This window comes from Shinella sp. WSC3-e (genome assembly GCF_945994535.1).
Classification (GTDB): domain Bacteria; phylum Pseudomonadota; class Alphaproteobacteria; order Rhizobiales; family Rhizobiaceae; genus Shinella; species Shinella yambaruensis.
Map to the genome: position 1 here is coordinate 1331179 of NZ_OZ000530.1, position 21223 is coordinate 1352401.

Sequence of the window (21223 nt, forward strand, 5' to 3'; positions counted from 1 at the left end):
GCGTTTGCGCAAATAATAACGCCCGCTGGGGGAGGAGATCCAGCGGGCGTCACTAAAGTTGATTGGCAACTGGGAGGAGGAGTGTTGCCAATCGTATCGAAACGACGCTGGGAGGAGGAGTGCGTCGTTCCGAATTCCATGTCGTTCCCCGCTTGCGGGGCCCGGGTCTTTCGGCATCATGCCGGGCGGTTCGACCCCTCCGCCTTCCCGTTCCTCTGTCGCCCTACACTACGCGGCGCCTTGATTTGCGGGCCGGATCGCTTCTGATCCGATGTCTGCACTATAGCCCTGGCCGTCGATTTTGTGCAGTGCAATATGAGCATGGATGATATGCGCCACCTGCATGTCCGAAATCACCGGGCCAATCGGCCTGTAAAGGCCAGTTTTATCCAGTCTTTCTTTATTTCCCGTTAATCTTGGTGGTCGGAGGCCCGTCTTCAAGGGCGACAAGCGCGAATAAATGCCCTTTTAGCGGATTTTTGCTCCGATTGCGAATTTCCGGCCGATCTGTATCGTTCCTGTTGACAAAGCCGGAATCGGCGTGAACCACAGGTGTTTTTCCGAACGGAGCGGGAACGGATGTACAGGGGCAGGCTGGAGCGCGACCTCAAACATTGGACGGCACAGGGCCTGCTCGATGCCCCGACGGCCGGGCGCCTGCTGCAGGAATACGATTCCCGGCCCAGTTCCTTCAGCCTCGGGCGGGTGCTGATGATCATCGCGGCCCTTCTCGTCTCCGCCGCGGTTCTGCTGCTCGTTGCGGCCAACTGGGAAGCGATCCCGCGGCTCGTGCGGCTCGTCGGCATCGTCGGCCTGATCTGGGGCGCCTATCTTGGCGGCGCGGTGCTGGTCAGCCGCGGCGCGGAGCGGCTGGCGGCCGCCTTCCTCGTCTTCGGCACGCTCGCCTTCGGCGGCGCGATCGCGCTTGTCGGGCAGATGTATCATCTCTCCGGCGACACGTTCCAGGCGATGCTCGTCTGGTTCGCCGGCGCGGTCGCCGCCGCCGCGCTCTTCCGCTCCGGCGCCGTCACGGCCATTGCCGGTGTCCTCGCCTTCGTCGTCTCCGGCGCGGACTGGACGCAATCCTACAATGTCGACGAGATGGTGCTGCTCTGGCTGATGCCGCTGATGGCGGCCGTCATCATCCTTCTGGTGCGCTATACCGGCGCGGCGCGGGTGCGGCATCTCGCCTATCTGCTGCTCGTCGCCTGGCTCGCCTTTATCTATAGCGAATACGAGACGCCCGAGACCGCCATCGCGATCGCGGGGCTCGGCGCCGTCGCCTATCTCCTTGCCGCCGTGCCGCAATCGCCGCTCCATGCGCTCGCCCGCAGCGCCGGCGCGGCACCGGCCTTCTATTCCTACCTGGTGCTGGTGGTCGGCCTTCTCGTGCTGCATGCCGAATTCGACGACATCGCGAACCGGCTGTTGCTCGGCATCATCACGCTCGTCGCCGCCATTGCCGGCATCGCGCTGTCCGGCAAGGAGAACGGCGCGGTGCGTTACCTCGGTTATGCGACCTTCGCCGCCGAGACGCTCTATCTCGCCTCCGAGACGATCGGCTCGATCATCGGCACGTCCGGCTTCTTCCTGGTGTCCGGCCTGGTCGTGGCGCTGGTCGCCTGGGCGGTGATCGCGCTGGAGCGGCGCTTTTCCAAGGCTGAAACCAGGGCGGAGGCCTGACCATGACGACATCCCGCTTTCTCCGCGTGCCCCCGCTCGTCGCCGGCATCCTCGCGGCCGCGCTGCAGACCGCCGTACTCGGCTACATGGTCGAAAGCCGTGCTTCGATCCTGCGCAGCGGCGCCGACATCAAGCTGAAGACGCTGCCGGTCGATCCGCGTGATCTGCTGCGCGGCGACTATGTCATCCTGTCCTACCCGATCTCGACCATCCCGAAAGCGATCGTCACCGGCGAGGCGCCGAAGGCGAGCGGCCGCGTGCGCCTTGCCGTGCGGCTGACGCCCGGCGCGGACGGCCTGTGGACGGCGAGCGAGGCGCGCTTCGGCGACCTTGCGCCGGAGGCGGGCAGCGTCATCCTGCGCACGCTGCCCTTCGACTACTATTCCGCCGGCGACGGCGGCCTGCCGGATGCCCTCTTCGTCAACTACGGTATCGAGCGCTACTACGTGCCGGAGGGCGAGGGCAGGGTGCTGGAGGATGCCCGCAACCAGGAGGAGCTGGAGGTGGAGGCGCGCGTCTCGAAGGACGGCACGCCGCAGATCGCCCGGCTGGTCCTTCGGGGGGAGCCCGTCTACGACGAACCGCTCTATTGAGCGCGGTGCCCGAAACCCCGCATTTTTCCTTTGATCCGCCCAAAACGGGTGATATAGAGACGCCGCGCTCGGAAGGCGCCACGGTGCGCGGCTACGCTGCCCGTGGCAAAGCGGTTTCTGAGACGCGGGTATGGTGAAATTGGTAGACACGCCAGATTTAGGTTCTGGTGCCGCAAGGCGTGGGAGTTCAAGTCTCTCTACCCGCACCAGAGCCACCGAACGCCGAAACAGAAGGTTTCGGCGGGTTGTGGATATATGAGAGCGCCATTTTGCTTGCCAAAAGGCCACGAAATTCAGTAAAGCCACTGCCGGCAAATGGACCGGCGGGGTGTTCGCCATAACCGGCAGGCCGGTTTGAGCACCGCCAACTCGAAATGAAGGTTTGAACATGCAGGTTATCGAAACGCTCGCTGAAGGGCTGAAGCGCGAAATCAAGGTCGTCATCCCGGCCAAGGACATGGAAGCTCAGATGAACGAGCGTCTTGAAGACGCCAAGGGCCGTGTCCGCATCAACGGCTTCCGTCCGGGCAAGGTGCCCTTCGCCCATCTCAAGAAGATGTACGGCAAGTCCATCATGGCCGAACTCGTCAACGAGATCGTCCGCGACCGTCCGTCGGCCATCCTTTCCGAGCGCGGCGAAAAGTCCGCGACGCAGCCGGAAATCGCGATGACCGAGGACCAGGCCGAGGCCGAGAAGATCCTTGCCGGCCAGGCCGATTTCGAGTTCACGCTCTCCTATGAAGTGATCCCGGCCATCGACCTCAAGGACAATTCCGGCATCGCCGTCACGCGCGAAGTCGTCGAAGTCGACGCTGCCGAAGTCGACGAGCAGATCCTCAAGATCGCCGAAAGCGCCCGTTCCTACGAGACGAAGAAGGGCAAGGCCGCCGACGGCGACCGCGTCACCATCGACTATCTCGGCAAGGTCGACGGCGAGCCCTTCGACGGCGGCAAGGACGAGGACGCGGAGCTGGTTCTCGGCTCCAACCGCTTCATCCCGGGCTTCGAAGAGCAGCTCGTCGGCCTGAAGGCCGGCGACGAGAAGGTCATCATCGTGACCTTCCCGGCCGACTATCCGGCCGCCAACCTTGCCGGCAAGGAAGCGACCTTCGACATCAACGTCAAGGACGTCGCCGCCCCGGCCGATGTCGAGATCAACGACGAGCTTGCCAAGAAGCTCGGCCTCGAATCGGCCGACAAGCTGCGCGAGATCGTCCGCGGCCAGATCGAGAGCCAGTACGGCTCGGTCACCCGCCAGAAGGTCAAGCGCCAGATCCTCGACCAGCTCGACGAGATGTACAAGTTCGACACGCCGGAGCGCCTGGTCGACGCCGAGTTCGAAAACATCTGGCGCCAGATCAACACGGACCTCCAGCAGTCCGGCAAGACCTTCGCTGACGAGGACACGACGGAAGAGGCTGCGCGCGAAGAATATCGCAAGCTTGCCGAGCGCCGCGTCCGCCTCGGCCTCGTTCTCTCGGAAATCGGCGAGAAGGCCGGCGTCCAGGTGAGCGACGAGGAAATGCAGCAGTCGCTCTACCAGCAGCTCCGCCAGTTCCCGGGCCAGGAAAAGCAGATCCTCGAATACTTCCAGAAGACCCCGGGCGCCGCCGCTTCGCTCCGCGCGCCGATCTTCGAAGAGAAGGTCGTCGACCACCTGCTCGGCGAGATCAAGGTGACGGACAAGACCGTCTCCAAGGACGAGCTGATGGCGGACGACGAGGCCGAAGGTTCCGAGAAGGAAGCCAAGAAGGCCGCGCCGAAGAAGAAGGCCGCCGCCAAGGCCGAAGCCGCCGAAGGCGAAGACGCCGCTCCGAAGAAGAAGGCCCCGGCCAAGAAGAAGGCCGCCGAAGGCGACGCCGAATAATCGGTCCGACCGGATATCATGTAAAGAGGCCGTCCTTCGGGGCGGCCTTTTTGTTTGCGCGGCAAGGGCCGCGTTCCTGCTGTTCTCGCACCGTCATCCACGCGGCGGTTTCCACCCGTGGGTTTTCAAAGAGCATCGGACGGGGCGCTGGAAGCCGCCGGGTCAGAAATATGTATATGACGCCTTTCAGCGCCCCGTTCGGCGGTTTTTGCCCGCGACCTGGGCCTCTCTGCAAAGGCCGGGCCGGGCGGACGTTTCCCGTCGGTTTCCGGGATGACGCCGTTTTCCGTTTTTGCATCCGCCATTGCACGCCTTGGCGATGACGGACGGAAAGGCAAGCCTTTCCGGACGGGCTTCATCCCGGCGGACGATGCCGACGCATCCGCCAGACCGGCCCCCTTGTGTGCCGCACAGGCACGCCCGGCGCGCCGTTCGGGGCGTGAAGCGGAAGGCTCGGTCCAACGCCCGCCGCTTCCCCCGTGTCGCCGGAGGGAGACCATTTTCCGCAGGCCCGGTGCATGGGGTTCTGCGTCTTCCCCCCACGCCCCGCGCCGACCCCGCCTCGCCACGACGCCTCGCGGTGTATCCGCGGCGGGATGGGGAGATTGTAGGCATGGATGGAGGGGGCGGGGAAAATGTGCGGTGGGAACGGGGATGAGGAATAGCTGCGGCGTGGGGCCTGGATCCTCGGGTCAAGCCCGAGGATGACGCAAGACGAGAGGTTTGGAGGTATCGGCGAAGGGGCTGCGTGCCGCGCCATGGGAGGGGCTTGCGCCGCTTCCTCCTCGCCGCCATCCCCGGATGATGCCGGAAAATGATGCAAGAAGAGGAAACTCGTCGGAAAATGCGGGGGCGGCATGCCGTGCCGCTTGAAGAGCAGGCGGCGTTTCCTCCCCTCCGTCATCCTCGGGCTTGACCCGAGGATCCAACGCACCGTGCTTGGCGGGTTTTATCCGACGCTGAGAAGCAACGCCCGGTGATCCGACACTTCCGGCGCCTCCACGACGGTGAAATCCGCAACGCTTACCGGCGCGTTCACCAGCATGTAGTCGGCATAGCGGCCGGGCTTCGTGTAGAGCGAGGTCCGCGTGTCGGTGAAGCCGCGGGTGGTGACGAGGTCGGTGAGGCCGAACCGCGCGAGTGTCTTGAACGTCTTGCTCTCGGGCAGCACGTTGAAATCACCGCAGAGGACGAGGCCTTCGTCCTGGCGGTGCAGGCGCGCGATGAGGGCGACGAGGGCCTCGGCCTGCGCCGCGCGCTCCGGCGTGTCGCCCTTGCCGTCGACGGTTCGAAGGCCGTGCAGCTGTGCGACGGTGAGCGCGCGGTCCGCGGCATAGTCGTAGAGGCGGAAGGCGTGGGCGTTGCGGGGGCGGGGGTGGGGGCCGAAACCGTGCGGGGAGAACGCGCCGTGCACGAAATCGAGCGCCTGGCCGATCACGGCGATATCCTGGCGGATGAAGGTGGCAAGGCCGAACTCCTGCCAGCAGGGACGATCGCCGTCCGCCAGCTCGCCGCGCATGGCCGGCGCGAAGAAGCCGTCATGGCCGGGCAGGGCCGTCGCGATGTCCCGGTAGAGATCGGCGCGCTGCTGGAGTTCCACCGCGCCGTCGCGATAGGTCAGCCATGCCGACCGCGCGGCGATGGCGCGGGGCACCTCCTGCAGGCAATAGACATCGGCATCGACGGCCCTGAGATAGTCGATGAGCGGCGCGTGCAGCATGCCGCCCCAGACGTTCAGCGACAGGATCCTCATGCGTGCCGTTCCTTCTGCCCGTTCTTCCGGCGCTGCAGGCGCAAGACCGCTTCGCATATCTGCCGGAGCGGCCTTGGCCGGCGAAGCGGATCACTTCGCCTGCGACAGGTCGCCCATGCGGTTCCAGGCGTCGAGGCCGGCGATCTTGTAGGCTTCGGCGAGCGTCGGGTAGTTGAACGTGTTCTCGACGAAATATTCGACGGTGCCCTTCAGGTTGAGCACCGCCTGGCCGATATGGACGAGCTCCGTCGCGCCTTCGCCGACGATGTGTACGCCGAGCAGACGCCGCGTCTTCAGCGAGAAGATCATCTTCAGCAGGCCGGAATTGAGGCCCATGATGTGGCCGCGCGAGGTCTCCCGGAAACGCGCCATGCCGCATTCATAGGGGATGCCGCGCTCCTTCACCTCTTCCTCGGTGAGGCCGCAGGTGGAGATTTCCGGCACGGCGTAGATGCCGTAGGGGAAGTATTTCGGCGGCTCCTTGGCGATCGCGCCGACGGCGACGCGGGCGGCGATGCGGCCCTGTTCCATGGAGGTGGAGGCGAGCGAGGGGAAGCCGACGACGTCGCCGGCGGCATAGATATGCGGCACGTCGGTCTGGAAGGTCTCCGGGTTGACGCTGAGGCGGCCGCGCGAATCGGCCGTCAGGCCCGCTGCGGCGAGGTTCAGGCTGTCCGTCGCGCCGACGCGGCCGGCGGCATAGAGCACCATGTCGCAGATGACGTGGCGGCCGTTGTCCAGCGTGATCTCGCACTTGCCGTTTTCCAGCTTCTCCACCTTGTCGGCCTTCTGGCCGAGGATGAGCTTCATGTTGCGGTCACGCAGATCGTGGATGAACTCCTCGACGATCTCCCTGTCGATGAAATCGAGGATCGTCGGCTTCGGGTCGATGACGGTGACCTGCGTGTCGAGCGCGGAGAAGATCGTGGCATATTCGATGCCGATGACGCCGGCGCCGATGACGGCCATGGAGCGCGGCAGCTCCTTGATGTCAAGGAGCTCGTCGCTGTCGAGAACGCTGACGCCGTCGAAGGGAATGCTCTCCGGGCGGTACGGCTTGGTGCCGACGGCCAGCATGATGCTCTTGGCCTGGACGTGAACGGTCTCGCCGTCGTCCTTGACGATCTCCATCGTCTCCGGCGTGACGAACTTCGCCTTGCCGCGCATGTGCTGCACGCGGTTGCGGGCGAACTGGTGCTCCAGCACCTCCACCTCGTGGTCGAGCGTGATGAGCAGGCGGCGGCGCAGGTCGTCGGCGCTGATCTCCTGCTTGACGCGGTAGGCGCGGCCGTAGAAGCCGCGCTCGCGCCAGCCGGAAAGGTTGAGCGCCGTCTCGCGCAGCGTCTTCGAGGGGATCGTGCCGGTGTGCACCGAGACGCCGCCGACGCGTTTTCCCTGCTCGATGACGAGGACTTTGCGACCGAGCTTTGCCGCCTGGATGGCGCCGCGGCGGCCTGCGGGGCCACTGCCCACGACGACGAGATCATATTCCTGCATGTGAGATGGCCCCAGCCTTTTGCGGGAAGAATCATATTGCGATGCAGCAATTGTCTTCGCCGTGCAAATTTTCGTCAACCGAATGTGGCAGCAAACCGTTTCAATCGGATGAAGGAACGCACCCGATTTCGTTGTTTTGTAACGCGATTCGGCGGTTTCCCGCAGGGCGCCGCCCTTCCTTTCAGATCAGTCTCAGCCCCTTGAGGCTGGCATGCCCGTCCTTGCCGATGATGATGTGGTCATGCACCGTGATACCAAGCGGCCGGGCGGTCTCCACGATCGTCTTCGTCATATCGATGTCCGCCCGCGACGGCGTCGGGTCGCCGGACGGGTGGTTGTGCACGAGGATGATCGCGGTGGCCGAGAGCTCCAGCGCGCGGCGCACCACCTCGCGCGGATAGACCGGCGTGTGATCCACCGTGCCGTGGCCCTGCACCTCGTCGGCGATCAGCGTGTTGCGCTTGTCGAGGAAGAGGATGCGGAACTGCTCGCGCGGCTCGTGCGCCATGGCGGCGTGGCAATACTGGATGACCGAGGACCAGGAGGCGAGTACGGTCTTGTTGCGGATCTCGCTCTTCAGCGTGCGCTGGGCGACGGCCGAGACGAGCTTCAGGTCCAGCGCCACCGCCTCGCCGATGCCCTTCACCTCCTGCAGCAGGGCGGGCGTCGCGCCGAAGACGCCGGCCAACGTGCCGAAGCGGTCGAGCAGGGCTTTCGCGACCGGCTTCGTGTCGCGCCGGGGGATGAGGCGGAAGAGCAGGAGCTCGAGGATCTCGTAATCGGCGAGCGCCCCGTCGCCGCTGTCGCGGAAGCGCAGGCGAAGCCGCTCGCGGTGGCCGTGATAGTGTTTGTCTTCCGCTGCCGGAAGGGCTTTGGCGGGCGTCGCGCGGGCGGGGTGCTCGAAGAAATGGCCCCGCTCGTCGAGCGTGTCGAAGAGGTCGTCGGCGGTCGGCGGGTCGTTTCCCGTATCAAGGGGGGAGGTCGTGTCCGTTCGTCCGCGCGATCCCGTCATGGGCGGCCTTAAGCGGAAAGGCCGGGGCGGTCGAGGCCGCCGGGCGAAAGCGTGAAGATCTCGCAGCCATCCGCCGTCACGCCCACCGTGTGCTCGTACTGGGCGGAGAGCGAGCGGTCGCGCGTCACCGCCGTCCAGCCGTCGGAGAGCACCTTCACATGCGGCCGGCCGAGATTGATCATCGGCTCGATGGTGAAGATCATGCCCTCCTTCATTTCCGGCCCCTCGTTGGCGCGGCCGTAATGCAGGATGTTCGGCGCGTCGTGGAAGAGGCGGCCGACGCCGTGGCCGCAGAAATCGCGCACCACCGAGCAGCGCTCGGCCTCGGCATAGGCCTGGATCGCCTCGCCGATGGCGCCGGTGCGGACGCCGGGCCTGACGGCGGCGATGCCGCGCATCAGGCATTCGTACGTGACTTCGAGCAGGCGCTCGGCGGCGCGCTTGATCTCGCCGACGGGATACATGCGGCTCGAATCGCCGTGCCAGCCGTCGAGGATGAAGGTGACGTCGATATTGACGACGTCGCCTTCGCGCAGCGGCTTGTCGTTGGGGATGCCGTGACAGACGACGTGGTTGATCGAGGTGCAGCTCGACTTGGTGTAGCCGCGGTAGTTCAGCGTCGCGGGCAGCGCGCCGTGGTCCATGCCGAATTCGAAGACGAAGCGGTCGATGACGTCGGTGGCAACGCCCGGCTTGACCAGCGGGTAGAGTTCGTCGAGGCAGCGCGCTGTGAGCTGGCAGGCCTTGCGCATGCCGGCAAAGGCCTCGGCGTCGTAAAGGCGGATCACGCCCGTGTTCTTCAGCGGCGCGGAGGTCGCGTCGATATAGGTCACCATGGTCGAACTTTCGCTAGTCTGTCCGCATGTTCATAGATCAGCCAGACCGGGTTCGTCCATGGCGATCGACGCCACGGGCCGGATTTGCTGGGATGTAACGGCGCATTTGACCGCATAGGCCTCGACGCCGCGCGAAAGCGCCCGGCGGAAGCCGGCCGCATAGGCGGGATCGAGATCGGCGCAGATGCGGAACCGCGAACAATCCTCCCGCTGGACGAGATAGAGCATGACCGCGCGGAAACCGGCCTCGGCCATGTCGCCGAGCTCCTCGAGATGTTTCGCGCCGCGTGCCGTCACCGTGTCGGGAAATTCCGCAAGGCCGGCGGCGCGGCGGAAATGCACGTTCTTTACCTCGACATAGGCAAGCGGCCGGTCCGACGCGGAGAGAAGGATGTCGATGCGCGAATTGCGGCCGTATTTCCTCTCCCGCTCAAGGACGGGATAGGTGCCGAGATCGGCGACCAGGCCGGCGCGGATCGCCTCCTCCGCCAGCCGGTTCGGCAGGCCCGTATTGATGCCGACGACGGTGTCGTCCGCCTCCACCAGTTCGAGGCGATGGCGGTGCTTGCGCGTCGGGCTGTCGCTCTGCGACATCCAGATGCGCGAGCCGGGCGCCGTCAGGCCGCGCATCGAGCCGGTATTGGGGCAGGAGCCGGTGATCGCCGAGCCGTCGTCGAGGATGGCGTCGAACAGGAAGCGCTTGTAGCGCTGCACGAGGGTGCCGGAAACGAGCGGCGGATCGAATTTCATGGGCGTCGGCGGTCAGGCGCGCACGCGCACGTAGGAGCCGGGGGCCTCCTCGATCGAGTTCATCGTGCCGCCGGTCTTGCGCGCCGGCACCATGCGGTCGTCCTGCGCCTTGATCCAGTCGTGCCAGTGCGGCCACCAGGAGCCGGGCGTTTCCTTCGCCTTTTCCACCCAGTCCTCGAATTCGCCCTTCACCGGCCCGCCGGTCCAGTACTGGTACTTCATCTTGTCCGGCGGATTGACGACGCCGGCGATGTGGCCGGAGCCGGCCATCACATAGGTCACCTTGCCGCCGAAGAACTTGCTGCCGACGAAGACCGATTTCGCCGGCGCGATGTGGTCCTCCCTGGTGGCGAGGTTGTAGATCGGGATCTTGACGTCCTTCAGCGACAGCGTCTTGCCGGCAAGCGTCATCTCGCCCTTGGCGAGGGTGTTGTTGAGATAACAATTCCTCAGGTAAAACGAGTGGTTGGCGGCGGGCATTCGCGTGGAATCCGAATTCCAGTAGAGCAGGTCGAAGGGCATGGGATCCTGGCCCTTCAGGTAGTTGTTGACGAAGTAGGGCCAGATCAGCTCGGAGGCGCGCAGCATGTTGAAGGCGGTCGCCATCTTCGAGCCGTCGAGATAGCCGGTCGCCTTCATGCCGCGCTCGATGAGGTCGATCTGCTCCTCGTCGGCGAAGACCTTCAGGTCGCCGGCATGGGTGAAGTCGACCTGCGTGGTGAAGAGCGTCGCCGTGCGGATGCGCTTGTCGCCCTCCTGGCCGTGCAGGGCGAGGGTGGCCGCAAGCAGCGTGCCGCCGACGCAATAGCCGATGGCGTTCACCTCGTCCTCGCCGGTCGCCTGGCTGATCGTGTCGAGCGCGAAGCCGACGCCTTCGCGGGCATAGGCTTCCCAGTCCTTGTCCGCATGCCGCTCGTCCGGGTTCACCCAGGAGATGACGAACACCGTGTGACCCTGGTCCACCGCCCACTTGATGAAGGACTTCGCCGGGTTGAGATCAAGGATGTAGAACTTGTTGATCCAGGGCGGGCAGATGAGCAGCGGGCGCTTCAGCACCTTTTCCGTCGTCGCGTCGTACTGGATGACCTGGCAGACGTCGCTCTGCGCCAGCACCTTGCCCGGCGTCAGCGCCATGTTCTCGCCGATGGCGAACTTGCTCGTGTCGGTCTGGCGCAGCTTCAGGTCGCCGCGGCCGGCGGCGATGTCCTCGGCCAGCATCTTCATGCCGCGCACCAGGTTCGCGCCGTTGGAAGCCACCGTCTCGCGGTAGAGCTGCGGATTGGTGGTGATGAAGTTCGTCGGCGAGATCGCGCTGGCGATCTGCTTCACATAGAAGCCCGCCTTGTGGCGCGTGTGCTCGTCAAGCCCTTCGGCATCGGTGACCAGCTTCTCCGCCCAGTCTGAGGTGACGAAATAGGCCTGGCGCAGGAAATCGAAGAAGGGGTTCTTCACCCAGTCCTCGTCGGCAAAGCGCTTGTCCTTGCTATGCGGATCGGGCGCGGCGTCCTGCGCCTCGCCGGAAAGGCGTCCCAGCGTGCGCGACCAGATGTTGAAATAGCTGCCGAGCAGCAGCGTCTGCGCCTCCAGCGTGCGGCGCGGGTCCGTCAGCCAGTATTCGGAGACTTTGGAGAGGGTTTTCACCATGTCGACCATCGGCTCGGAAACCGTGTCGACCTTCTCGCCGCTTTCGCGCGGGGCAAGCCAGGCGGAGGCGGCCTTGCCGAGCTGTTCGATGGTGCGCGCGAAGTTGACCGTCAGCGCCTCGGGATCCTTGACGATGTAGGGCTCGATCGTCGCGGGGTCGAAGGGCTGGAAACCGGGTTTGTTTCCGGCCGCATCGCGTTCATTCGCCTTGCGTTCGTCGGCCATGGTTCCCTCCCGATTTTATTGTTACTTTTGTATTTTTACATTCTCTACGAAACAGATTACAAGGGCCTGACAGCCGCACAAGGCAATATCGGGAACCGGTCGTTTCGACAGGAGCATACAGCCACATGGCGTTCGAAATCAGGCGCTTGCGCGCCGCTCTTCTCATGGCCGCCGCCGCGGCGGCGCTCGCCTCCTGCGCCTCGAGCGAGACGACGTCGAATGCCGGCGCGAACCGGGCCGACGTCTATCCCGACATCACGGCGATCGTCAGCGCCGAGACGCAGCAGATGAGCGACGAGGAGGCGGCCGGCTACAGCGCGCGCCTGACGGCGCTCTCCAACAGCCGCCGCTCGGGCGCGATTTCGGAAGCCGAATACCGCCGCCAGCTCGCCGAATTGCAGGCGCTGCGCGACGGTCATGGCAAGGCGGCGCTTTCGCAAATCGAGAAGACGAATTAGCGCTTGCGTTTCTTGCCGTTTGGCAGCAAAGCGGATGACGGCCAATTGGCCGTCGGCCGGGCGGAGCGCCTTCATTTCGAACGCTTTCGTCCGTATCCGATTTCTTGATTCGCACGGAGTTTTGCGCCGTCCGGCAAGGCCGCCGGAGGGGCTTCGTGCCTAACGGGGTTGAAGATGGAAGAGTTTCACAAGGTCCGGCGTCTGCCGCCGTATGTTTTCGAACAGGTCAACCGTTTGAAAGCAAGCGCGCGAGCGGGTGGCGCCGACATCATCGACCTTGGCATGGGCAACCCCGACCTGCCGACCCCCAAGGCGATCGTCGACAAGCTCTGCGAGGTGGTCCAGGACCCGCGCACGCACCGCTATTCCTCGTCCAAGGGCATTCCGGGCCTGCGCCGCGCCCAGGCCGCCTATTACGCCCGCCGCTTCGGCGTGAAGCTGAACCCGGAGACGCAGGTCGTCGCGACCCTCGGCTCCAAGGAGGGCTTCGCCAACATGGCGCAGGCGATCACCGCGCCGGGCGACGTCATCCTGTGCCCGAACCCGACCTATCCGATCCACGCCTTCGGCTTCCTGATGGCCGGCGGCGTGATCCGCTCCATGTCGGTCGAGCCGGACGAGAGCTTCTTCCCGCCTCTGGAAAGGGCCGTGCGTCACTCGATCCCCAAGCCGCTGGCGCTGATCATCAACTATCCGTCGAACCCGACGGCGCATGTCGCCTCGCTCGATTTCTACAAGGACGTCATCGCGTTTGCGAAGAAGCACGACATCATCGTGCTTTCCGACCTTGCCTATTCGGAAATCTACTTCGACGACAACGCGCCGCCGCCCTCCGTTCTGGAAGTGCCCGGCGCCATCGACATCGCGGTGGAGTTCACCTCCATGTCGAAGACCTTCTCCATGCCCGGCTGGCGCATGGGCTTTGCCGTCGGCAACGAGCGGCTGATCGCCGCGCTGACCCGCGTCAAGTCCTATCTCGACTACGGCGCCTTCACGCCGATCCAGGTGGCCGCGACCCATGCGCTGAACGGCGACGGCTCCGACATCGCGGAAGTGCGTAACGTCTACAAGCGCCGCCGCGACGTGATGGTCGACACTTTCGGCAAGGCCGGCTTCGAGGTGCCGCCGCCGGCGGCCACCATGTTCGCCTGGGCGAAGATCCCGGAAAAGTTCCGTCATCTCGGTTCGCTGGAATTCTCCAAGCTGCTCGTCGAGAAGGCGGATGTCGCCGTGGCGCCGGGCGTCGGTTTCGGCGAGCAGGGCGACGATTATGTCCGCCTCGCGCTGGTCGAGAACGAGCACCGCATCCGCCAGGCGGCGCGCAACATCAAGAAGTTCCTCTCCACGGCGGACGAGACGATGCACAACGTCATCTCGCTGAACGCCCATCGCTGAAAAATCCGCCCTCCGCGTCTCTGCGGAGGGCTTTCTTCCAAAACGTTAGGACATGACCATGGCTGATGCCCTGAAGATCGGCATTGCGGGCTTGGGGACCGTTGGTGCCTCGCTCGCGAAGATTCTCGTCGAACGCAGGGACATGCTCGCAACGACGTGCGGCCGGCCGATCGCGATCGCCGCCGTGACGGCCCGCAGCAAGGGCCGCGACCGCGGCGTCGATCTTTCGGCCGCCGAATGGTTCGACGATCCGGTCGCGCTCGCCCGCGAGGCGAAGATCGACGTCTTCGTGGAACTGATGGGCGGGGCCGGCGATCCGGCCCATGCCGCGGTCAAGGCGGCGCTGTCGCGCGGCGTGCATGTCGTGACGGCCAACAAGGCGCTGCTCGCCGCCCACGGCGTGGAGCTTGCCGGCATCGCCGAGGAGAACGGCTGCATCCTCAACTACGAGGCGGCCGTCGCCGGCGGCATCCCGGTCATCAAGGCGCTGCGCGAGTCGCTGACGGGCAACACGATCTCGCGCGTCTACGGCATCATGAACGGCACCTGCAACTACATCCTCACCAAGATGGAGAAGGAGGGCCTCAGCTTCGAGGCCTGCCTCAAGGAAGCCCAGCGCCTCGGCTATGCCGAGGCCGACCCGGCCTTCGACATCGAGGGCAACGACACGGCGCACAAGCTGTCGATCCTGACGACGCTCGCCTTCGGCACGAAGATCTCGGCCGACGACATCTATCTCGAAGGCATCACCAACATCTCCATCGACGACATCCGCGCCGCCGCCGATCTCGGCTACCGCATCAAGCTGCTCGGCGTCGCGCAGAAGACGGACACGGGCGTCGAACAGCGCGTGCACCCGACCATGGTGCCGCTCGACAGCGTCATCGCGCAGGTCGACGGCGTGACGAATGCCGTGGCGATCGAATCGGACATTCTCGGCGAACTGCTGATGGTCGGCCCCGGCGCCGGCGGCAATGCGACGGCCTCGGCCGTGCTCGGCGATATTGCCGACATCGCCAAGAGCCGCCCGGGCGCGCAGACCGTGCCGGCGCTCGGCCGCCCGGCCGCCGCGCTCATCCCCTACAAGCGCGCGCAGATCCGCAAGCACCACGGCGGCTACTTCATCCGCCTTTCGGTGGAAGACCGCACCGGCGTCTTCGCCAGCATCGCCAGGCACATGGCGGAAAACGGCATCTCGCTGGAATCCATCGTGCAGCGCGCGCAGTCGACGACCGAATCGACCGATCCGAAGACCATCATCCTCGTCACCCACGCGACGATGGAGGATTCCGTCCGCAAGGCCGTGGCATCCATCAAGGGCGAGGGCTATCTTGTCGGCGAACCGCAGGTGATCCGCATCGAGCGGCCGAAGACGGCCTGATTTTGCGGCCTTTGCCGCGTCCGGGCACCCCCCTCTGCCCTGCCGGGCATCTCCCCCACAAGGGGGGAGATCGGCAAAGAAGCGGCGCTATGCTTGAATTGCGACGTTGACGAGGGGCGTGAGACATTGCCTCATCCAATCTCCCCCCTTGTGGGGGAGATGCCCGGCAGGGCAGAGGGGGGTAACACGGCAGGAGCCGCCATGAGCATGCTGGAAAACGCCGACCCCGTCAGCCGGGCCTTCCTGAATGTCGAGCGCTCGGTGACCGGCCAGCGCTGGGTGGCGCGGCTCGACCAGGCGGGGGAGAACCGGGCGCTGGCGATGAGCCAGAGCCACGGCCTGCCGGATCTCATCGCGCGCGTGCTGGCGGGGCGGGGCGTGCCGTTCGAAGGCGCCGTCGAGTTCCTCGACCCGACGCTGCGCCGCCTGATGCCCGAACCCTACAGCCTGATCGACTGCGAGGCGGCCACCGAGCGGCTGGCGCTGGCCATCGAAAGGCGCCAGCGCGTCGCGATCTTCGGCGATTATGACGTCGACGGCGCGGCCTCCTCGGCGCTCCTCTATCGTTTCCTCGCGCATTTCGGCGTGCAGGCGGAAATCTACATTCCCGACCGCATCTTCGAGGGCTACGGCCCGAACCCCAATGCCATCGCCCAGCTCATCGAGCGCGGCGCCGAGCTGATCGTCACGGTCGACTGCGGCTCGACCAGCCACGAATCGCTGGCCGTCGCGAAGGCGCGCGGCATCGACGTCGTCGTCATCGACCACCACCAGGTGGGCGAGGCGCTGCCGCCGGCCCATGCGCTGGTCAATCCGAACCGCGAGGACGACCTGTCGGGGCAGGGGCACCTCTCGGCCGCCGGCGTCGTCTTCCTCGTCCTGGTGGCGCTGCAGCGCGTGCTGCGGGAAAGGGGCGATGCGCGGGCGAAGACCTTCGATCTCCTCGCCATGCTCGACCTCGTGGCGCTCTCCACCGTCTGCGACGTCGTTCCCCTGAAGGGGCTCAACCGCGCCTATGTGGTCAAGGGCCTCGTCGCCGCGCGCCATCTCGGCAATGCCGGGCTGACGGCGCTCCTGAAGCAGGCGGGCATCGGCGGCCCCGTCACGCCCTATCATCTCGGCTTCCTCGTCGGCCCGCGCATCAATGCCGGCGGGCGCATCGGCGATGCGGCGCTCGGCAGCCGGCTTCTCACCATCGACGAGCCGGGCGAGGCCGAGCGCATCGCCAGGCAGCTCGACGACCTCAACCGCGAGCGCCAGGCCATGGAGGCCGCCATGCTGGCCGAGGCGGAGGCCGAGGCACAGGCGGAATACGGCACCGGCGAAAGCGCCTCCGTCATCCTGACGGCCCGCGAGGGCTGGCATCCGGGCGTCGTCGGCCTGCTCGCCTCGCGCCTCAAGGATCGTTTCCGCCGCCCCGCCTTCGCCATCGCCTTCGATCCCTCCGGCAAGGGCACCGGCTCCGGCCGCTCGATCAGCGGCTTCGATCTCGGCCGCATGGTGCGTGCCGCCGTGGAGGAGGGCCTTCTCGTCAAGGGCGGCGGCCATGCCATGGCGGCGGGGCTGACGGTGGAGCGGTCAAACCTCGGCCGCCTGCGCGGCTTCTTCGAAGAACGCGCCGAGCGCGCCGTGCGCGATCTGGTGGCCGTGGAAACGCTGAAGATCGACGGGGCGCTGAGCGCCGGCGGCGCGACGCTGGCGCTTGCCGACCAGCTGGAGCAGGCCGGCCCCTATGGCTCCGGTCACCCGCAGCCGATCTTCGCGCTGCCGGCGCACCGGGTACGCGACGTCAGGCCCGTCGGCGTCAATCACCTGCGCCTGGAGCTCGAAGGCCCCGATGGCGGGCGCCTCGGCGCCATGGCCTTCCGCGCGGCGGAAGCCGATCTCGGCCTGTTCCTGATGAAGCAGCGCGGGCAGGCGGTGCACATTGCCGGCACGCTTTCCGCCGACAGCTGGCAGGGCAGCCGGCGCATACAGTTCCGCGTGCTGGACGCCGCAAAGGCGTTCTGACGGGCGGGTCGCGATTGCCGAAAGGGGGAGGGTGGCACGCCCTAGGGGAGTCGAACCCCTCTTTTCAGAATGAAAATCTGACGTCCTAACCGATAGACGAAGGGCGCGTGCGGTGGGCGTCTTCTAGTCGGGGCCGCTGATTTGCGCAAGCCCTAAATGCAGGAATTTCCAGTTTTTTCCGTGGGGTGTTTCGGCGCGCGGGCCGCCCGGTCAGGGGCGGATGCTCGCACGATCGGCGAGGATCGAGGCGGGGTCGCAGGCGAGCCTCGTCATCTCGTTGCCCCGGGTGTCGTTCGTGAAGGCATCCGTCGAACCGTAGACGCGCACCTCTCCCTGCCGGATGCCGTCGGCCTCGCGCTTGTCCTCCGTCACCACGAAGGCATAGACGTATTTGCCATGGGCATAACCGACGGCCATGGTCAGGTCCGTCGGGTGGTCGATTTCGGTGTCCTTCGTCGAGAACCAGCTCGAATCGGTTTCGAAATACAGGTCCGCCGCCGCGGCGCCGACGGCATAGGTGTAGTAGGCCTCCTTCTTGCCGGGGTGGTCGCCCGGCTCGGGAAGGCGGCAGAACTCGACGCGCGCATGGCGTTCGGGGATATTGCAGGCGAACTGCATCCGCCAGGGCGGAATGCAGTTCGCCTCGGCGCAGACCGGCAGAAGCAATGCGAAAACCAGCGTGGCGAAGGGCCTCACGCGGCGGCCTTCTTCTTGCGAAGCCCGATGAACGCGACAATGCCGGCTGCAAGGCCGTAGAGCGCCCATTTGAACGGCAGGATATCGGCCGTTTCGCTGCGGATGGGCAGGACCGTGACGGTTCCGGGCGACGATTCGAGCCCCGCCTTGCCTTCCGCCCGGGCTGCGGCGATCTGGTCCGGCGACACCTCCCATTCGGCGCCGGTCCATGTGTCGTAAGCCATGGCGCCACCACCGACGGCGCATGCGACAAGGGCGGAGAAGACGAGGTTGCGGGCTATCGACATGCTTGATTTTCCTGCTTATTTCGCTGCGCGCAAGATAGTCGGCGTTCCCTCGGCTGGCAAGCCGCATGGCCGCATGGAACGGGGACAGCGGGAGGCGCGGCAAAATGGCGGGTCGCATCTGGGCGGGATCACGCCAGGCGCTTCGAACGACAGAGGACAGGAGAAAGTGGCACGCCCTAGGGGAGTCGAACCCCTCTTTTCAGAATGAAAATCTGACGTCCTAACCGATAGACGAAGGGCGCGTGCGGTGGGCGTTATCTAGTCGGCACCGGACGGATTCGCAAGACGGAAAATCATGTGGGCGCCAACTTTTTCACAGGTGGAGAAGAAAGAAATGGGCCCAGGGCATTCCCGTTGCCGGCCGGCCCGGCCGAGAGCAGATGGCCGCGCCGATGCGCTGCCCCGCCATCCCGGATTGACGACTGGTAATCCGGCGGACGCCTTCCCATATATGCCGTGCTGAGGACCTGAGGCGCCGCCGTTGACCCTCCCGGCGGGCGCCCGCTGGCTCAGCCTCGTTGCCCCTGTCGGCAACACGCAGCCGCTCGTCCGGCATGCTGGGCCGGGCGGGCGGCGCGACTTGGGCGGTTCGAGACCCCGGAGCGCTGGGCCAAGCTCGACGGGGCCTCTCGCCCGGCCGCGTAAGACTGCAGCCGTGATTGGTAAACGTTCTCGCCCATGCTTCGTTCCGAGACGGAGAGCTGGTCGCATTCTGATGCAGATTGTCAGGGGAGTGGCACGCCCTAGGGGAGTCGAACCCCTCTTTTCAGAATGAAAATCTGACGTCCTAACCGATAGACGAAGGGCGCGTGCGGTGGGCGTCTTATAGAAGGGCGCCTGGGCTTCCGCAAGCCGGAAAAAGCCGTTGTGACAAAAAAATGAAGAGCCGCCCAGGGGCGGCTCTTCGTGCGAAAAGGCATCGATCACAGAGGGTTAGGGCGCTGCCTACTTGCGGCGCCGGCAGCGCCAGTTCCAGTCGCGCTCCGGGCCGATGTCGATATGCACGGATTCGGTGTGGCAATAGGTGCCGACGCCGCCGCGGCCCGGCATGGAGCGCAGATATTCGGCAAGCTCCCACTTGCTGACGCCGGAAATCTGGATGTCCGCCGCCGCGCAGCGCGTGTGCAGCGATTGCTTCGCACGGTTGACCTTGATGTCGCGCAGGCCCGAGGTGACGATGATCGGCTTGTCGTAGTGCTTCTCGATCGTCTTCAGCACCTGCAGCAGTTCCGGCTTGAAACAGCCGGTGCGCACCTTCTCCGTCTGCAGCCACAGGCCGTTCGGCGCGAGGCGGGCAAGGCCGGCGAGCGACGCGACTTCCTTGAACTGCGGGCCGTCGTCCTCGACCTCGTCGGCCTCCGAATGGTCCGTCGAGAACATGGAGCTGGCCATCGACACGCCGGGCAGCGTGCCGAGCGAAGCCTTGCGGGTGGCGCTCGCGCTTTCCCGGTTGAGCACGCGGCGCGGCCCTTCGGCAAAACGGTTGCCGTCGAACTGCTGCCTGGCCTCGCGCTTGTTGGCGAAGAGCGAGGCGAGCGTCATGGTCTTTCGCGGCTCGTCTTTCTTGATGTCGGTCGCGCTCGCCTGGCCGGTGGTGCCGGGCAGCACTGCCGCCGCGTCATCGTCCGCCGGTGTCGCGAGGACAAGGTCCGCCGCATTGCCGGTGGCGGCTTCCGCAGTGAGGGCCGTTCGCGCGGTCTTGGGGATCGGCCCATTTTCCGGCAGCGTGATCTCCGCCTGTTCGTCGCCGGGCGTGGCGAGCGGCTGCTGGCCGGTCGATCCGACCGGCGGCATGTCCTCGACCGGCAGGCGGCCGGACTGGTCCGCCGTCTGCGCCGCGCCGGTGCCGGCATAGAGGCTGTTGACGGAGGCATTGGCACCCGCTGTCTGCGTGGCATAGGCATTGCCGGTCGCGACCGCCTGGCCGCCGGTGCCGTAGATGCTCGCCCTGCCGGCATTCAGCGTCGTCGGCTGCATGACGAGGCCGGACCGGTCGGCGGCAGCGTCATCCGCGACCTGCCGGTCCGCCACCACCGCCGAAGCGGCATCGGCGGTGACGGAGGGCTCCCCGGCCGTTCCGCCGGCAGCCCCCGCGCTCACCACGGGCGTGGTGGTCTCGTCCGTGCTGCCTTCGGCGAGCGTGTCTTCGCTTTCCTGCGCGGCCCTGCCGTCCGCGCGCATATCCGTTGAGACTGCGGAAACGCAGCCCGAGAGCGTGGCAACCGAAACAGCCAGCAGCAATCCATACCGCAGCGCCTTCAGGCCTGGCCACTTTGCCTGCATGTCCTGCAAAGGCTTTCCCCCGCTTTCGACGTTCGCGCCCCCGGTCTTGCCGCCGGTCGGGCCATTTCTTCAAACAGTCGCAACCGCAATCGAGAAAAGCCGAAGGGCCAAGCTGCGGTTGCTGCGATGTTAGCGTTTCGGTCGGTGGTGTAAAGGCCGAAGCGCGTAAAGCCGTGAAACGCAGAACGGGAGGCGATCCGGCCCGAATCGGCCAAGACGCCCCTCTCGCTGGCGATCGACCGGATGGGCAAGAGGTATCCGGCCAAATACGGCGAAACGATGATCGTTGCACGGATGTATAGGACGCAAGCTTTGCCCGGGGCTTGCGTCCGGGAAGGGCTACCAGGCGCCGGTATTGCCCATGGAGGCCCAGGGCTCGGCCGGCGGCAGGCTGTCGCCCTTCTGCAGGATCTCGATGGAAATGCCGTCCGGCGAGCGCACGAAGGCCATATGGCCGTCGCGCGGCGGGCGGTTGATCGTCACGCCATTGTCCATCAGCTTCTGGCAGGTGGCATAGATGTCGTCGACCTCGTAGGCGAGGTGGCCGAAATTGCGCCCGCCGGTATAGTCTTCGCTGTCCCAGTTGTAGGTGAGCTCGAGGCAGGGGGCGGCGTTCGCCTGCGCGGCCTCGGCATCTTCCGGCGCGGCGAGGAAGATCAGCGTGAAGCGGCCTTTTTCGTTCTCGTGGCGGCGCACCTCCTCAAGGCCGAACAGCGTCGAATAGAAATGCAGGGACTGGTCGACGTCTTTGACGCGGACCATCGTATGGAGATAACGCATTGGAATATCCTTTGAATGTGGAATCGTCCGGAAGAGTAGGGTTTTGTCAGCCTGAGGCAAGCCTTGCGGCCTA

The 21223-nt window shown here is 65.7% G+C and carries 17 protein-coding genes and 4 tRNA genes; 8 read left to right on the forward strand and 13 right to left on the reverse strand.

Translation table 11 applies throughout. The features are described 5' to 3' along the window. Window positions 1-579: 579 nt before the first annotated feature. The 4 genes from AABF56_RS06775 (at window position 580) to tig (ending at window position 4143) form a co-directional block, all read left to right on the forward strand. Window positions 580-1683 (forward strand): DUF2157 domain-containing protein, encoded by a 1104-nt coding sequence (locus tag AABF56_RS06775; RefSeq protein WP_272805369.1) that lies wholly within the window; start codon window positions 580-582, stop codon window positions 1681-1683. A 2-nt stretch (window positions 1684-1685) separates the two neighbouring features. Continuing rightward, the gene (locus tag AABF56_RS06780; RefSeq protein WP_272805370.1) at window positions 1686-2276 is read left to right on the forward strand and encodes a GDYXXLXY domain-containing protein; all 591 of its coding nucleotides are present in this window, start codon (window positions 1686-1688) and stop codon (window positions 2274-2276) included. Between the two features lie 124 nt (window positions 2277-2400). Continuing rightward, window positions 2401-2485, forward strand: a tRNA-Leu gene (locus AABF56_RS06785). A gap of 179 nt (window positions 2486-2664) precedes the next feature. Then, window positions 2665-4143 (forward strand): trigger factor, encoded by a 1479-nt coding sequence (gene tig, locus AABF56_RS06790; protein WP_272805371.1) that lies wholly within the window; start codon window positions 2665-2667, stop codon window positions 4141-4143. A 949-nt stretch (window positions 4144-5092) separates the two neighbouring features. Here tig and AABF56_RS06795 read toward each other — a convergent pair. The 6 genes from AABF56_RS06795 to AABF56_RS06820 all read right to left on the reverse strand — a co-directional run bounded on the left by AABF56_RS06795 (window position 5093) and on the right by AABF56_RS06820 (window position 11860). Further along, on the reverse strand, window positions 5093-5896 hold the full coding sequence (locus tag AABF56_RS06795; protein WP_272805372.1) for an endonuclease/exonuclease/phosphatase family protein: 804 nt from the start codon (window positions 5894-5896) through the stop codon (window positions 5093-5095). Window positions 5897-5986: 90 nt separating this feature from the next. Next, window positions 5987-7393, reverse strand: coding sequence for a Si-specific NAD(P)(+) transhydrogenase (sthA, locus tag AABF56_RS06800; protein WP_272805373.1), 1407 nt, complete (start codon window positions 7391-7393; stop codon window positions 5987-5989). A gap of 181 nt (window positions 7394-7574) precedes the next feature. After that, window positions 7575-8405 carry a RadC family protein gene (gene radC, locus AABF56_RS06805; RefSeq protein ID WP_244765599.1) on the reverse strand — a complete coding sequence of 277 codons (831 nt, stop codon included), beginning with the start codon at window positions 8403-8405 and terminating at the stop codon, window positions 7575-7577. Window positions 8406-8413: 8 nt separating this feature from the next. Next, on the reverse strand, window positions 8414-9241 hold the full coding sequence (gene map, locus AABF56_RS06810; protein ID WP_272805374.1) for a type I methionyl aminopeptidase: 828 nt from the start codon (window positions 9239-9241) through the stop codon (window positions 8414-8416). A 30-nt stretch (window positions 9242-9271) separates the two neighbouring features. Further along, window positions 9272-9991, reverse strand: coding sequence for a DNA/RNA nuclease SfsA (gene sfsA, locus AABF56_RS06815; RefSeq protein ID WP_272805375.1), 720 nt, complete (start codon window positions 9989-9991; stop codon window positions 9272-9274). Between the two features lie 12 nt (window positions 9992-10003). Next, window positions 10004-11860, reverse strand: coding sequence for a PHA/PHB synthase family protein (locus AABF56_RS06820; RefSeq protein WP_244765596.1), 1857 nt, complete (start codon window positions 11858-11860; stop codon window positions 10004-10006). 125 nt (window positions 11861-11985) lie between these two features. On the opposite strand from AABF56_RS06820, the gene AABF56_RS06825 reads away from it, so the two are divergent. The 4 genes from AABF56_RS06825 to recJ all read left to right on the forward strand — a co-directional run bounded on the left by AABF56_RS06825 (window position 11986) and on the right by recJ (window position 17104). Next, window positions 11986-12318 carry an SHOCT domain-containing protein gene (locus AABF56_RS06825; protein ID WP_272805376.1) on the forward strand — a complete coding sequence of 111 codons (333 nt, stop codon included), beginning with the start codon at window positions 11986-11988 and terminating at the stop codon, window positions 12316-12318. 174 nt (window positions 12319-12492) lie between these two features. After that, window positions 12493-13713 carry an LL-diaminopimelate aminotransferase gene (locus AABF56_RS06830; protein WP_064329964.1) on the forward strand — a complete coding sequence of 407 codons (1221 nt, stop codon included), beginning with the start codon at window positions 12493-12495 and terminating at the stop codon, window positions 13711-13713. 58 nt (window positions 13714-13771) lie between these two features. Further along, on the forward strand, window positions 13772-15094 hold the full coding sequence (locus AABF56_RS06835) for a homoserine dehydrogenase (protein ID WP_272805377.1): 1323 nt from the start codon (window positions 13772-13774) through the stop codon (window positions 15092-15094). Between the two features lie 207 nt (window positions 15095-15301). Further along, a complete protein-coding gene (gene recJ, locus AABF56_RS06840) occupies window positions 15302-17104 on the forward strand; it encodes a single-stranded-DNA-specific exonuclease RecJ (RefSeq protein WP_443021153.1) in 1803 nt (600 codons plus the stop codon). 32 nt (window positions 17105-17136) lie between these two features. Here the strand turns inward: recJ and AABF56_RS06845 are convergent. From AABF56_RS06845 to gloA, 7 genes are all read right to left on the reverse strand, one after another. Beyond that, window positions 17137-17211, reverse strand: a tRNA-Glu gene (locus tag AABF56_RS06845). 103 nt (window positions 17212-17314) lie between these two features. After that, on the reverse strand, window positions 17315-17800 hold the full coding sequence (locus AABF56_RS06850; protein WP_272805379.1) for a hypothetical protein: 486 nt from the start codon (window positions 17798-17800) through the stop codon (window positions 17315-17317). Continuing rightward, window positions 17797-18087: a hypothetical protein gene (locus AABF56_RS06855; protein WP_272805380.1), complete on the reverse strand. Its 291-nt coding sequence runs from the start codon at window positions 18085-18087 to the stop codon at window positions 17797-17799. Before AABF56_RS06855 ends, AABF56_RS06850 begins: the two co-directional genes overlap by 4 nt. A gap of 167 nt (window positions 18088-18254) precedes the next feature. After that, window positions 18255-18329: transfer RNA gene (locus AABF56_RS06860), tRNA-Glu, on the reverse strand. Between the two features lie 492 nt (window positions 18330-18821). Further along, a tRNA-Glu gene (locus AABF56_RS06865) sits at window positions 18822-18896 on the reverse strand. A gap of 136 nt (window positions 18897-19032) precedes the next feature. After that, a complete protein-coding gene (locus AABF56_RS06870; protein ID WP_272805381.1) occupies window positions 19033-20370 on the reverse strand; it encodes a YcbK family protein in 1338 nt (445 codons plus the stop codon). Window positions 20371-20709: 339 nt separating this feature from the next. Continuing rightward, window positions 20710-21150 (reverse strand): lactoylglutathione lyase, encoded by a 441-nt coding sequence (gene gloA, locus AABF56_RS06875; protein ID WP_272805382.1) that lies wholly within the window; start codon window positions 21148-21150, stop codon window positions 20710-20712. Between the last annotated feature and the right edge of the window lie 73 nt (window positions 21151-21223).

Excerpts from the sequence above, each read along its gene's own strand:
- AABF56_RS06775 (WP_272805369.1), top strand. The coding sequence starts at position 580 with ATGTACAGGGGCAGGCTGGAGCGCGACCTCAAACATTGGACGGCACAG.
- AABF56_RS06780 (WP_272805370.1), top strand. The coding sequence starts at position 1,686 with ATGACGACATCCCGCTTTCTCCGCGTGCCCCCGCTCGTCGCCGGCATC.
- tig (WP_272805371.1), top strand. The coding sequence starts at position 2,665 with ATGCAGGTTATCGAAACGCTCGCTGAAGGGCTGAAGCGCGAAATCAAG.
- AABF56_RS06795 (WP_272805372.1), bottom strand. The coding sequence starts at position 5,896 with ATGAGGATCCTGTCGCTGAACGTCTGGGGCGGCATGCTGCACGCGCCG.
- sthA (WP_272805373.1), bottom strand. The coding sequence starts at position 7,393 with ATGCAGGAATATGATCTCGTCGTCGTGGGCAGTGGCCCCGCAGGCCGC.
- radC (WP_244765599.1), bottom strand. The coding sequence starts at position 8,405 with ATGACGGGATCGCGCGGACGAACGGACACGACCTCCCCCCTTGATACG.
- map (WP_272805374.1), bottom strand. The coding sequence starts at position 9,241 with ATGGTGACCTATATCGACGCGACCTCCGCGCCGCTGAAGAACACGGGC.
- sfsA (WP_272805375.1), bottom strand. The coding sequence starts at position 9,991 with ATGAAATTCGATCCGCCGCTCGTTTCCGGCACCCTCGTGCAGCGCTAC.
- AABF56_RS06820 (WP_244765596.1), bottom strand. The coding sequence starts at position 11,860 with ATGGCCGACGAACGCAAGGCGAATGAACGCGATGCGGCCGGAAACAAA.
- AABF56_RS06825 (WP_272805376.1), top strand. The coding sequence starts at position 11,986 with ATGGCGTTCGAAATCAGGCGCTTGCGCGCCGCTCTTCTCATGGCCGCC.
- AABF56_RS06830 (WP_064329964.1), top strand. The coding sequence starts at position 12,493 with ATGGAAGAGTTTCACAAGGTCCGGCGTCTGCCGCCGTATGTTTTCGAA.
- AABF56_RS06835 (WP_272805377.1), top strand. The coding sequence starts at position 13,772 with ATGGCTGATGCCCTGAAGATCGGCATTGCGGGCTTGGGGACCGTTGGT.
- recJ (WP_443021153.1), top strand. The coding sequence starts at position 15,302 with ATGCTGGAAAACGCCGACCCCGTCAGCCGGGCCTTCCTGAATGTCGAG.
- AABF56_RS06855 (WP_272805380.1), bottom strand. The coding sequence starts at position 18,087 with ATGTCGATAGCCCGCAACCTCGTCTTCTCCGCCCTTGTCGCATGCGCC.
- AABF56_RS06870 (WP_272805381.1), bottom strand. The coding sequence starts at position 20,370 with ATGCAGGCAAAGTGGCCAGGCCTGAAGGCGCTGCGGTATGGATTGCTG.
- gloA (WP_272805382.1), bottom strand. The coding sequence starts at position 21,150 with ATGCGTTATCTCCATACGATGGTCCGCGTCAAAGACGTCGACCAGTCC.